This window comes from Erwinia sp. TECH1, assembly GCF_054057575.1.
In genome coordinates, this window is record NZ_JBSRZK010000001.1 from 3200902 (window position 1) to 3213310 (window position 12409).

At 56.5% G+C, this 12409-nt stretch carries 13 protein-coding genes; 7 read left to right on the forward strand and 6 right to left on the reverse strand.

Features of this window, described 5'->3' with window-relative positions; translation table 11 throughout:
- Positions 1-4: 4 nt before the first annotated feature.
- Positions 5-1045 carry a YeiH family protein gene (locus ACVWZ0_RS15080; protein WP_253459927.1) on the forward strand — a complete coding sequence of 347 codons (1041 nt, stop codon included), beginning with the start codon at positions 5-7 and terminating at the stop codon, positions 1043-1045.
- Between the two features lie 60 nt (positions 1046-1105).
- Positions 1106-1948: a deoxyribonuclease IV gene (nfo, locus tag ACVWZ0_RS15085; RefSeq protein WP_253459924.1), complete on the forward strand. Its 843-nt coding sequence runs from the start codon at positions 1106-1108 to the stop codon at positions 1946-1948.
- A gap of 56 nt (positions 1949-2004) precedes the next feature.
- Here the strand turns inward: nfo and fruA are convergent, their stop codons facing one another.
- The 4 genes from fruA to ACVWZ0_RS15105 form a co-directional block, all read right to left on the reverse strand.
- Positions 2005-3711 carry a PTS fructose transporter subunit IIBC gene (gene fruA / locus ACVWZ0_RS15090; RefSeq protein ID WP_253459921.1) on the reverse strand — a complete coding sequence of 569 codons (1707 nt, stop codon included), beginning with the start codon at positions 3709-3711 and terminating at the stop codon, positions 2005-2007.
- Positions 3712-3727: 16 nt separating this feature from the next.
- Complete coding sequence (fruK, locus tag ACVWZ0_RS15095) at positions 3728-4666, reverse strand: 1-phosphofructokinase (RefSeq protein WP_253459920.1); 939 nt, start codon at positions 4664-4666, stop codon at positions 3728-3730.
- The gene (gene fruB, locus ACVWZ0_RS15100) at positions 4663-5796 is read right to left on the reverse strand and encodes a fused PTS fructose transporter subunit IIA/HPr protein (RefSeq protein ID WP_253459917.1); all 1134 of its coding nucleotides are present in this window, start codon (positions 5794-5796) and stop codon (positions 4663-4665) included. The genes fruK and fruB overlap by 4 nt, the downstream gene beginning before the upstream one ends.
- 251 nt (positions 5797-6047) lie before the next feature.
- Positions 6048-6305 (reverse strand): YkgJ family cysteine cluster protein, encoded by a 258-nt coding sequence (locus ACVWZ0_RS15105; protein WP_125288192.1) that lies wholly within the window; start codon positions 6303-6305, stop codon positions 6048-6050.
- Between the two features lie 159 nt (positions 6306-6464).
- Here ACVWZ0_RS15105 and yeiP point away from each other — a divergent pair, with 159 nt between their 5' ends.
- Positions 6465-7037 (forward strand): elongation factor P-like protein YeiP, encoded by a 573-nt coding sequence (yeiP, locus tag ACVWZ0_RS15110; RefSeq protein ID WP_253459914.1) that lies wholly within the window; start codon positions 6465-6467, stop codon positions 7035-7037.
- 51 nt (positions 7038-7088) lie between these two features.
- On the opposite strand, the gene ACVWZ0_RS15115 is transcribed toward yeiP, so the two are convergent.
- A complete protein-coding gene (locus ACVWZ0_RS15115) occupies positions 7089-7388 on the reverse strand; it encodes a type 1 fimbrial protein (RefSeq protein WP_253459911.1) in 300 nt (99 codons plus the stop codon).
- Positions 7389-7485: 97 nt separating this feature from the next.
- On the opposite strand from ACVWZ0_RS15115, the gene ACVWZ0_RS15120 reads away from it, so the two are divergent.
- From ACVWZ0_RS15120 to mepS, 3 genes are all read left to right on the forward strand, one after another.
- Positions 7486-8466 carry a CobW family GTP-binding protein gene (locus ACVWZ0_RS15120; RefSeq protein WP_253459908.1) on the forward strand — a complete coding sequence of 327 codons (981 nt, stop codon included), beginning with the start codon at positions 7486-7488 and terminating at the stop codon, positions 8464-8466.
- Between the two features lie 38 nt (positions 8467-8504).
- The gene (locus tag ACVWZ0_RS15125) at positions 8505-9212 is read left to right on the forward strand and encodes a phosphatase PAP2 family protein (protein ID WP_253459905.1); all 708 of its coding nucleotides are present in this window, start codon (positions 8505-8507) and stop codon (positions 9210-9212) included.
- Positions 9213-9730: 518 nt separating this feature from the next.
- On the forward strand, positions 9731-10306 hold the full coding sequence (gene mepS, locus ACVWZ0_RS15130; protein ID WP_125288197.1) for a bifunctional murein DD-endopeptidase/murein LD-carboxypeptidase: 576 nt from the start codon (positions 9731-9733) through the stop codon (positions 10304-10306).
- Between the two features lie 53 nt (positions 10307-10359).
- Here mepS and ACVWZ0_RS15135 read toward each other — a convergent pair whose 3' ends face one another.
- Positions 10360-10725 (reverse strand): hypothetical protein, encoded by a 366-nt coding sequence (locus ACVWZ0_RS15135; protein WP_253459902.1) that lies wholly within the window; start codon positions 10723-10725, stop codon positions 10360-10362.
- 33 nt (positions 10726-10758) lie between these two features.
- Here ACVWZ0_RS15135 and ACVWZ0_RS15140 point away from each other — a divergent pair, with 33 nt between their 5' ends.
- Positions 10759-12333, forward strand: a complete 1575-nt coding sequence (locus ACVWZ0_RS15140) for a cyclic di-GMP phosphodiesterase (protein WP_253459899.1) — start codon at positions 10759-10761, stop codon at positions 12331-12333.
- Positions 12334-12409 lie beyond the last annotated feature (76 nt).

Genomic DNA, 12409 nt, shown 5'->3' on the forward strand with positions numbered 1-12409 from the left:
TGATATGGCTGAACTGGCATTTCCTTCTTCTCGTCCGCTGCGCTATGGCGCAGGCCTCGGGCTGGCAATGCTGCTGGCCGCTGCTGCCCTTCAGGCTGGCAACCTGCCCGTGCTGAAAACGGCCGGGCTGGGCACCTTAACGCTGGCGATGCTGTTGGGGATCGTAGCAGGCAATACGGTTTATGGCCGCCTGGCTGCGCGCTGCGGCACAGGCGTACACTTTGCCAAACAGCAGCTGCTGCGGCTTGGCATCATGCTGTACGGTTTTCGGCTGACCTTTCAGCAACTTGCCGATATCGGCTTAAGCGGCGTGCTGACCGATCTGCTGCTGCTGACCTCCACTTTTCTGCTGGCCTGCTGGCTGGGCCGTCGCGTGTTGCATCTGGATCGCGATACCGCCTGGCTGATTGGCGCGGGCAGCAGCATTTGCGGCGCGGCGGCGATTATGGCGACGGAGCCGGTAATTAAAGCGGAGCCGCAAAAAGTGGCGGTAGCGGTGGCTACCGTGGTGCTGTTTGGCACGCTCGGCATCTTTCTTTATCCACTGCTATGGCATGAGCTGGCCGCTCTGCTGCCGGGCCTGACGCCGACGCAATGGGGGATCTTTACCGGCTCTACGCTGCATGAAGTGGCACAGGTAGTGGCGGCCGGGCACGCCGTGAGCGCGGAAACGGAGAACGCGGCGGTCATTACTAAAATGCTGCGCGTGATGATGCTGGCGCCCTTCCTGCTGCTGCTCAGCCGTTTCGTGCGTGCCGACGACAGCGGCGGCGGCGAAGTAAGCTTTCCCTGGTTCGCGCTGGGTTTTATCGGCGTGGCGCTGTTTAACTCGCTGCATCTGCTGCCGCCGTCGCTGGTTAGCGGCCTGAACGAGCTGGACAATTTTTTACTGGCCGTGGCGATGGCGGCGCTGGGATTAACCACGCAGTTCAGCCTGTTGAAAAAGGCGGGACTAAGGCCTTTACTGCTGGGCCTGCTGTTATTCGTCTGGCTGCTGCTGGGCGGCGGCGCGATAAACCTGGCTATCCAGCATTTGCTGGCATAAATCCGCGCCGTTTCCGGTTATCATGGCCCGCTTTACAGTAAAACCAACAGGAGAGCAGGCATGAAATATATCGGCGCCCACGTCAGCGCATCCGGCGGCGTGGATCAGGCGGTGCTTCGCGCCCATGAAATCGAGGCGACGGCCTTTGCGCTTTTCACTAAAAATCAGCGTCAGTGGCGCGCGGCCCCGCTGAGCAAAGAGGTGATTGCCGCTTTCCGCAACGCCTGCGAAAAATATCACTACAGCGCGGCCCAGATCCTGCCGCACGACAGCTTTTTAATTAACCTGGGCCATCCACAGGAAGAGGCGCTGGAAAAGTCCCGCCTCGCCTTTATCGACGAACTACAGCGCTGCGAGCAGCTGGGCCTGACGCTGTTGAACTTCCATCCCGGCAGCCATTTGCAGCAGATTGACGAGGACGCCTGCCTGAAGCGCATCGCCGAATCGGTTAACGTCGCGCTGGATAAAACCCAGGGCGTCACCGCCGTGATTGAAAATACCGCCGGTCAGGGCAGCAATCTGGGCTTCCGCTTTGAGCACCTGGCAGCCATTATCGACGGCGTAGAGGATAAGTCGCGCATCGGCGTCTGTATTGACACCTGCCACGCCTTTGCGGGCGGTTACGATCTGCGTACTGAAGAAGATTGCGTGAAAACCTTTGAGGAGTTTGGTCGCGTGGTGGGCTTTGAGTATCTGCGCGGGATGCATCTTAACGATGCCAAAAGCGCGTTTGCCAGCCGCGTTGACCGTCATCACAGCCTGGGCGAAGGTAATATCGGCAATACGGTGTTCAGCTGGCTGATGAAGGATGCTCGCTTCGACGGTATTCCGCTGATCCTGGAAACCGTCAATCCTGATATCTGGAAAGATGAAATCGCCTGGCTCAAGTCGCAGCAGGTCTGATCTATAGACGAAAAAAAAGCGCGGTCGCCCGCGCTTTTTTATTATGCCCGCCTGGATCAGGCTTTAGCCATTTCCGCTTCCGGGCGCTTCAGCACCGCGTAAGAGAGTCCGGCAACCAGCGTGCCGACGATAATCGCTATCAGATAGCCCAGCACCGGCGTAATAGCGCCAGGGATCAGCAGCACAAACAGCCCGCCGTGCGGCGCCATCAGCTTCGCGCCTACCCACATAGATATAGCGCCGGTCAGCGCGCCGCCAACGATACAGCATGGCAGAACGCGCATCGGGTCACGCGCCGCAAACGGAATAGCGCCTTCGGAAATAAAGCACAGGCCCAGCACCAGCGCCGCTTTACCGCCTTCCTGCTGGCCTTTGTTGAATTTCCGGCGCGCCACCAGCGTAGCGACGCCCATCGCCAACGGAGGCACCATGCCGCCCGCCATAATGGCCGCCATCGGCGCATAGGTTTGCGAACTGAGCAGGCCGACGCCAAACGCATAGGCCACTTTGTTCACCGGGCCGCCCATATCGGTACACATCATGCCGCCCAGTACCGCACCCAGCAGAACCGCGTTACCCGTGCCCATATTGCTCAGCCAGTGGGTCAGCCCCGCCATAATCTGGGCAACCGGGCCGCCAACCACATAAATCATCAGCAGGCCGGTGATCAGACTGGCGACCAGCGGAATAATCAGGATCGGTTTTAACGCCTCCATACTCTGCGGAAGCTTAAGCTTAGCGCTGATAAACTTCGCGGCGTAACCGGCAATAAAACCGGCAATAATGCCGCCAAGGAAACCGGCGTTGATGGTGCTGGCCAGCCAGCCGCCAATCAGGCCAGGCGTCAGACCAGGACGATCGGCAATTGAGAAGGCGATAAAGCCCGCCAGCACCGGCACCATCAGTTTGAAGGCGCTGCCGCCGCCGATTTCCATCAGCGCCGCCGCCAGCGTACCCTGCTCTTTAAACGCGGTAATGCCGAAGGCGAAAGAGAGCGCGATGCTCAGGCCGCCCGCCACCACCATCGGCAGCATATAGGAAACGCCGGTCAGCAGATGACGATAGGCGCCTGCGCCCTCTTTTTTCTCGCCCTGCGCCGCTGGTTGACCGCCGCCCTGCGGCTGATAAGGTTTGGCCTGCGCCAGCGCCTTATCAAACTCCTGTGCGGTTTTCTTCAGCGCCAGGCCGGTCGAGGTGCGATACATCGGCTTACCGGCAAACTTAGCCAGATCGACTTCGATATCCGCCGCCACGATAACCAGGTCAGCCTGGGCGACTTCTTCCGGCGTGATGGCATTGCCCGCGCCTACGGAGCCGCGCGTTTCGACCTTCACCCACCAGCCGCGTTTTTTCGCTTCGGCGTCAATGGCTTCGGCCGCCATAAAGGTGTGCGCCACGCCGGTTGGACAGGCGGTAATGGCGACAATGCGTTTTGGCCCGCTGGCAACCGCGTCGGCCGTGTTCACCGCGGCAGGTTTAGCTACGGCGGCAGGCGCCTGCCAGGCTTTCGCCTCGGTTTGCGCGCGGGCCAGCTCTGCTTCCGGCTGGCGCAGCAGCTGCTCCGCCGTGGTCTGATAAACGGTTTTACCCGTCAGGTCGATGTTGGCGGGCAGCGTGTCGCCCACCAGGATCACCTGGTCCGCTTCGGCCAGATTTTCCGTTAGCGTCAGTCCTTTTGCGGCCGCGCTCGCTCTGGTGATATTTTTTGCCAGATGACCGGTAGCCAGTCCCAGCGAAGGATCAAGTATCAGCAGCGTTTTCATTATGCCTCTCCTGCTGTCAGTTAAAAGGTTTCAGGTCGACGCGCGCCATCATCGCGGCCAACTGGGTACGATCGCTTACGCCCACATTGCTCTGGCTTACGGCCAGGGCTGCTACGGCGGTAGCCAGGCGTAGGGTATGCTCGCTGGATTCGCGCATCAGCAGGCCGTAAATCAGCCCGCCCACCATCGAATCCCCGGCCCCCACGGTACTCACCACCTCACAGGCCGGCGGTTTGGCGATCCATTCGCCTGAAGCGTTAACCCACAGCGCGCCTTCTGCGCCCAGCGAAATCACCACGTGGGCGATCCCCTGTTCACGCAGCGCATGCGCCGCCTCAATCACATCCTGCAGGGTCGGCAGCTTGCGCCCGGCCCAGATTTCCAGCTCGCGACGGTTTGGCTTAACCAGCCAGGGCGCGGCTTTCAGGCCCGCCACCAGCGCTTCGCGGCTGCTGTCGAAAATAATGCACGGGCAGTGCGTACGCAGCGCGATCATCCACTCCGTAAAGGCATCGGGATTGACGCCTGCGGGCAGGCTGCCGCTGACGCAGACCATATCGAACTGGCCCAGCCACGTCAGAGAATCCGTGGTGAAGCGCTCCCAGTCCTGCGGGGTGACGTCAAAACCGGAAAAGTTAAGATCGGTGACCTCGCCATCTTTTTCAGTCAGCTTAACGTTGATGCGGGTCCGGCCTTCGACCACCTGAAAACGGTTAGCAATGCCCAGATCGCTGAACAAATGCTGAAAGCCATCCTGATTCTCTTTGCCCAGGAAGCCGCCAACGGTGACATCGATGCCCAAATCTTTCAGCACTTTGGCAACGTTGATGCCTTTCCCGGCGGCGTGCAGGCCGGTGGTTTTCACCAGGTTGACTTCGCCGCGCTCGATTTCCGGCGTATAGCCCACCAGATCGTAAGCGGGATTCAGCGTGATGGTTGCTACGCGTCTGCTCATGCCGCCCCCTCGCCTAAACCAGCGCTGATAGCCTCGCCGATCGCATCCAGCGCCGCGCGGGCATCTTCGCCGCTGGCGGTGAAGCGCAGGCGGTGACCTTTTTTCACGCCCAGCGCCACTACTTTCATCAGGCTGCGGCCGTTAGCCGGCTTGCCGCTGCCGTCAAGGTTGGTCACCGTGACGTCGCAGTTGAATTTTTTAATGACGCTGACCAGCGCCGTGCCCGGACGGGCATGCAGGCCGTGCTCGTTGCGGATAGTAAACTCTTCCGTCAGCGTATCGGCCTGTTCGGAGACTTCGCTGGTCAGCAGCGCCAGGATCCCTGCGGCATCGGCGCTCAGCAGGCGATCCGCTTTTTGCTTAATCAGCAGATCGCTTAGATAGTTCAGCACGTTCAGCGGCTGCTCGTCGGCTACGGCAACCGTCACCAGCAGCGCGGCTTTTTCGCCGTCTACTTCAAAGGGTGTCGCGCTACGGCTTACGGCGACGGCGCTGCCCAGGTTGCCTTCGGTGCTGTCGCTCAGCCAGACGCCCTGCCCTAAATTCAGCGGACGCGAAGCGATAACGCGGCTGACAAAGCTCGCATCAACCGCGCCGGCCTGCTGTAGGCGACCGGCGTTCAGCGCCTGGAGCGTCATCAGATCGGTGGCCGCCACGTCAACTGTGATCAGCGAGGTGTCGAATTTAAATTCCGTTCCCTGCTTTTCCCCCATCAGCAAACCGCGCAGCGTTTCTGCGGAGTCCGTGGTTTTCAGCTGTTCCGCCACGCTGTCATCGCTCAGCACGTGCGTCAGCTGACGCAGCAGCGCCAGATGCTCGTCCGATTTAGCGGCGATGCCGATCACCACATAGGCGGTCTGGTCTTCGCCCCAGGCGATGCCCTGCGGAAACTGATAAACCTGCACGCCGGTTTTCAACACCAGATCGCGCGTGTCGGTCGTGCCATGGGGAATAGCGATGCCGTTACCCAGATAGGTCGAGGTTTGCTGCTCGCGGGCCAGCATACCGTTAACATATCCTTCACCCACGTTGCCGGCTGAGGTTAAAGCGGCTGCCACCTGTCGGATGGCCTCTTCTTTATCTCCGGCCCTGGCACCGGGATGGATTGCATTCAGTTCAAGCTGGAACATAGTTCTCCTCACTGCTTCATTGAATCGTTTCAGCTGGCGGACGGAAAAATAAGCTTTCAGGCCGCTAACTGCCTGTGCAGACGACGCTGAAACGTTTCAATGATTTTGGCCCCGTTCCTGCGTTTATGGCAAGTTTTACTGCCAACGGCATAGCAGATTTTTGAAGCGACGCACACTTCGACTTTTCTTTTTGGGAAAAAGGTCTCATCGGCCGATGGATGGCTGATGCCTTACTTTTAGCCAACAGGCAATTAACACCAGGCGGTCTGTTTTTCCAGATCCAGTAGCCAGACCATCGCCTCTTCCCGACTGTTACGGCACATTTCAGCATCGGGTTTCAGGCTGCCGCAGACCGACGGCCGCAGCGGCGAGGTAAAGATTTTGCAGCGCTGCTGTTCATCCAGCTGAACGCAGGGCGTGTTGGCCGGTTTGCCGTCGGGCATTCCGGGGATCGGTGTGGAAATAGACGGCGCGGTACAGCAGGCGCCGCAGGAAGCTCGACATTGCATTGGTTATCCCCTTTAAGAGACGCGACAATAGCAGGCGCGCAGTGGGAATACTATGGTCGCCATCCCCGCTTTTCTTCCTCGTTCAGCACTTGCCTGAAGCCGTCAGCAAGAGTAATTTGTCGCGAACATTTTCATTGCCCCTTTCATCGAGATAACACAATGCCAAGAGCAAACGAAATCAAAAAAGGCATGGCCGTCAGCCATAACGGTAAGCTGCTGTTAGTCAAAGATATTGATGTCCAAAGCCCCAGCGCGCGCGGGGCTTCTACCCTTTATAAAATGCGTTTTACCGATATTCGTACCGGCATGAAAGTCGAGGAGCGCTTCAAGGGTGACGACATCCTGGAAGCGATCTCGCTGAGCCGTCGTCAGGTTACCTTCTCTTACGTAGACGGTGACGAATACGTCTTTATGGATGACGAGGACTACACGCCTTACGTCTTCAAAAAAGATCAGATCGAAGAAGAGCTGCTGTTTATCCCGGAAGGCGGCATTCCGGGCATTCAGGTGCTGACGATGGACGGGCAAATTTTGGCGCTTGAGCTGCCGCAAACGCTGGATATGGAAATTATCGAAACCACGCCGGGCATTAAAGGCGCTTCCGCCAGCGCGCGTACCAAGCCTGCCACCATGAGCACCGGCCTGGTGATCCAGGTGCCGGAATACCTCAGCAGCGGCGAGCGCATCCGCATCCATATTGCCGAACGCCGCTATATGGGCCGCGCAGACTAATAAAACGGCGAGCGCGCCACGCCTCGCCGTTATTGTTATATTATTACACTACTAGCGATAGCTAACGGTCAGTATGCCCTGTCGTCGCGCCTGGTCCAGCCATTCAACGTCGATACGGGCGATGCCGGATGGCAGCGTACCGTTGGCCTGTAGCGAGATCGGCGATACTTTTAGCTGGCCGTCGCGATAACAGGTAGCGCTGATTTGATTCTGTTCCTGTTGCACAGCGCAACCCGGCTCCGTGATCGCTCCGGAAAAAGTGATAACGCCGGTGCCTGCGGCTACCGTCGCCAGCGCGCTACCTGCCGGAACCATCAAAAAAAGGGCCAGCGAAAAGTTAAGTTTGCTCATACTTACCTCATTTATTAGCGTCTCTTAATTAACATAGTCGGCAATACGCTTTCCGAAAGCCGATAAGCACAACCGGCCACAACTCAAGGAGAAAATAATGACTCGCGTAAACCTGATTACCGGTTTTCTGGGCAGCGGCAAAACCACTACGCTGCTGCATCTGCTGGCGCAGAAACCACAGGGAGAAAAGTGGGCGGTGCTGGTTAATGAGTTCGGCGAGGTAGGTATAGACGGCGCGCTGCTGGCGGAAAGCGGCGCGGTGCTAAAAGAGATCCCCGGCGGCTGCATGTGCTGCGTTAACGGCCTGCCGATGCAGGTGGGCCTGAATATGCTGCTGAAGCAAACCAGGCCCGACCGTCTGCTGATTGAGCCGACCGGCCTTGGTCACCCTAAACAGATCCTCGACCTGCTGTCTGCGGAGGTTTATCAGCCCTGGCTGACGCTGGATGCCACGCTCTGCCTGCTCGATCCACGTCAGCTAGGCGATGCCCGCATTACGGCTAATGAAAACTTCCGCGATCAGCTCGCCGCCGCCGATATTATCGTGGCCAATAAAGAGGATCGCTGGGATGAGGCCACGCTGGCAGCGCTGCAAGACTGGCGCGCGCAGGACGCTTTACAGCGCCCCATTATTCCCGCGCGTTTCGGCCAGATCGCTGGCGAACTGCTGACGCGTCCACGGTTGAATCAGCAGCCGCTGCCGCAGGCGGCACACCATCATGCCAGGCCCGCTTCGCGACTGGCGGCGCTGGCGCCCGTGCAGAATACGCGCTGGCGGCGTTCGCTGAATCAGGGCCAGGGCTACTATTCCTGCGGCTGGGTGTTTGATGCAGAAACCGTGTTCGATACGGTTGGCGTGTTGGAGTGGGCGCGGCTCGCTCCGGTTAGCCGGGTAAAAGGCGTGGTGCGCATTCAGGAAGGCCTGCTGAGCGTGAATCGTCAGGGCGAGGATCTTAATATCGAAACGCGTCAGGCTGCGCCGCCAGACAGCCGGATCGAAATTATTCATGAAGAAGAAGCCGACTGGAACAGCCTCCAGGCATCTTTGTTGAAACTTCGTTTAACTGCTGTTGTATAATGTACGCCGTCACTTCTTCTTAACTTAATCTTAATAAAATGCGTGCTAATCAACTGATCACTATCCTGGTGCTTAACGCGCTGGGACTGGCGCTCTTTTTTTCCTGGTATTTGCCGGAGAATCACGGCGCCTGGTTTACGCTCGATAAAAACCTTTTTTATTGGTTTAACGAGCGGCTGGCAACCAATAAAGCGCTGTTATGGCTGGTTGCTATTACCAACTTTCGCCCTTTTGACGCGGTGTCGCTGCTGGCGATGGGCGCGCTTTATTACAGTTTCTGGCGGCGTGAAACGCCCCAGGGGCGCAGGCGGCTGCTGGCTATCGGCATCGCTATGCTGCTGACGGCGGTGGTGCTGAACCAGCTTGGTCATCTGATCCCGGTTTCGCATCCCAGCCCGACCAAATATTTCCCGGACGTTCATCACGTGACGACATTAACCGGCATTCCAACTAAAGATGCCTCTTCCGATAGTTTTCCTGGCGATCACGGCATGATGCTGATGATTTTTGCCAGCTTTATGCTGCGCTACTTTGGCGTTCGTGCTTTTTTAATTGCCGTGGGGATCGTGCTGATATTCGCTACGCCGCGCATTATGATTGGCGCGCACTGGTTTACCGATGTCGCGGTAGGCTCGCTTTCCGTGGTGCTGGTAGGGACGAGCTGGTGGTTAATTACGCCGGGCAGCGACTGGCTGGTGAATATTTTATATCGTGCTTTACCAGGTAAATATAAGCCGGCTAATTAATTAAGCCGCTTTTTTTACCGTTTTCAGGAAGCAACGAAAAGTGATTTACGCCACTTTCGTTGCTTTTTTATGCGATGCAGCTCTCAAAATCCCACTTTATGCTACAGCTGCCGTGATGTTTGCTCCCCAGCGGAATCTTCTGCCTTTAAGAAACGTACAGCAGGATTAAACTGAATTGTGGCTAACACACATTTTTTAACGCTCTTTTAGCCTTTCACGCCTCAGGTTTTCAGCGTTTGTGCCGATAAAGTGGCCAGACTACGACCTCTCTGTTTCTTATGATAAAAATCAATAAAAAAGTCGTTAAAACCCCTCGCCAGCACGCAGTTAATCGGGTAATCTCATTTCCGATTAGGACAAAGCTGTAAGATATTTCCATTATTTACATTTTAAACTGTGCGCTTTCGCACAATTTGAATTTTGTGGAATTGTTTTGCCCGTGTGCGCTAATTAATCTCGTTCCGTTTCGCATAGCTAGCGACTTCTGTCGTTAAGGACTTCAAGGGATCACAAACATAATGGTCAAGTCTCAACCGATTCTGAGATATATATGGCGGGTATTGCCCGCAGTGGCTTTAGCCACGCTGCTTTCAGCCTGTAGCTCGACGAATACCAACAGCAATGCACAAACTGATACGCATGCAGTTAATGGCCATAACGGCTTTTTACTTCAGGCGTCTCAGGATGAATTCGAACAGATGGTTCAGAATGTGGATATTAAATCCCGCCTGATGGATCAATATTCGGACTGGAAGGGCGTTCGTTACCGTCTTGGCGGTACCAGTAAACGCGGCATTGACTGTTCTGCCTTTGTGCAGACCACCTTTCGTGAACAGTTTGGCCTGGATCTGCCCCGCTCAACCTATGAACAGGAAGACACCGGCAAAAGCATCCAGCGCGGCAAACTGCGCCCGGGCGATTTAGTGCTGTTCCGCGCCGGCTCTACCGGCCGCCATGTCGGCATCTACCTGGGCAACGATAATTTCGTGCATGCCTCTACCAGTAGCGGCGTGATGATTTCCAATCTCAACGACGCCTACTGGAAAAATCGCTATCGCGAAGGCCGCCGGGTACTAAGCCGAACGCAAAGCTGATCCCCCTGAAGTCTGTGCAAAACGGTTCCGAGCCCCGCTATAAGCGGGGTTTTTTATGGGTAAAGGCTGGCTGCTTCCTGGCTCTTCCCCTTTTTCACTAAAGCCCCGTTGGAAAACGACAAAGAGAGGCCAGCACAAAGAAACCTGTTTTCCGCTGAGCCTGACACTCTTGCTTCAATATTAACTGGCACTAATTTGTTATTAATAACAGACGCACAAATATTTATATTCAAAAGCTTTTTGGCTACATCGGCCGTTCTGATGGTTTGTTTTATTGCGCCCTGCCTGCGCGCACGAGCGAAATAACTGACATAATGCGTTAAAAAACCGAAGCTAATCATAATAATAAGAAGACAAACGGCACTTTCCCGGTATATCCTGCCGGATTGAAACGGCGTCTGTTGTGCAGGACAGCGCAATGACTTAACCGGCACTTTCGGGAGATAAACCCCATGCCACTCTCATCAAGCCTTACGCGGCCACTTCTCAATCCTCGCAAGATTGCCTGCTTCAGCGCGACCCTCGGCTTACTTCTTTTTCTGGCATTTATCATCATCGCGCTGGCCGTTATGCTTCATCGCCGGGCCGACAATCACGATGAAATGGCCAGAAACACCCAGGCCTATGTGCTGACGATGCTCGATGAACTAAAGCGGAAACTGTTGCCGTTACAAACGTCGCCTCGCCCTGCCTGCTCCGCCATAAAAAATGACCTGATTGAGCGCGCCGCCCTGGATGATAATATTCAGGCTATCCTGATGGTTAATCACAATCGGGCATGGTGCTCTTCGCTGGCCGGAGAAACCCAAATCGCTATGCGCCAGTTTTCCCCTACGACGGACACCCGCAAGCCGCTTGATATTCAGCTTGCCGCCGCGCCGCTGACGCCTGATAAACCGGTTCTTCACCTCTGGTTGCAGAATGGCGAGGCAGGCAACGGCCTGCTGGTCACGCTAAAGATTAATCTGACGCCCTGGCTGCTGTATACCGAACGGCAGCATGAGATGTCAGGTATAGCTATCGTGACCGGCAAGCGGGCGTTAACCAGCTGGGAACAGCGCGTAACGGCAACCAGCTCGTTGCCCGACGATCCGTCAAAAACCATGACGCTACCCGGCTATCCTTTACAGTTAAAGCTTTATGGCGGCAGGCTGAATAGTGACGATATTACGCTGGTGCTGCTGGCCGGTTTGTTGCTGAGCCTGACCGGCGGCTTTGCCTGCTATGCCCTGCTCACGCTCTTTATCCGACCGGGCAAGGAAATCCTGCAGGGCATTCGGCGCGGGGAATTCCACGTAGAGTACCAGCCGGTTATTGCCGCGGCGACCGGCCAGGCCTGCGGTCTGGAAGCGCTGCTGCGCTGGACGCATCCCGAAGCTGGCGCCATCCCGCCCGACGTTTTTATCCGCTACGCCGAAAACAAAAATTTGATTGTGCCCTTAACCCGGCACCTGTTTGAACTGGTGGCGCGCGATTGCCATACGCTGCAACATGCCGTGCCGGCCGGCATCAATCTCAACCTGAACCTTTCGCCTGCTCACCTGGGCGATAAAACCTTTTTCCAGGACGTTTTAGCGTGGCTGGAAGCGATGCCTAAGGATCACTTCAGCTACGTTTTTGAAATTACCGAACGGACTATGGTAGAAACCCGCAACGCCCAGTCGGTGTTCGACTGGCTGCGCGGCCAAAATATTCGTATCGCGCTGGATGATTTCGGCACCGGACACAGTGCCTTAATTTATCTGGAAAAATTCCGTTTTGACTACCTGAAAATAGATCGGGGATTTGTAAAAAACATCGCCCGCGAGTCGTTTTCTTCGCCGGTGCTGGATGCGGTGCTGGCGCTGGCGAAAAAACTCAATCTGCTGACGGTAGCTGAAGGCGTAGAAACCGGTGAGCAGGCGCGCTGGCTGCGCCACCGTGGCGTCTGTCATTTTCAGGGCTATTTATTCAGCCGCCCGCGTACGGTGACGCAGCTGATTGATTATTTTCAGCATGAGCCCCGCAGCGAACCGGCTGCCGGATGAGTTATTGCGCTACGCTTTTTAAATGTGCTTCGCTGGCGCATTGCGCAATGCTCTGGCAGGCTGGGGATCGCGCTGC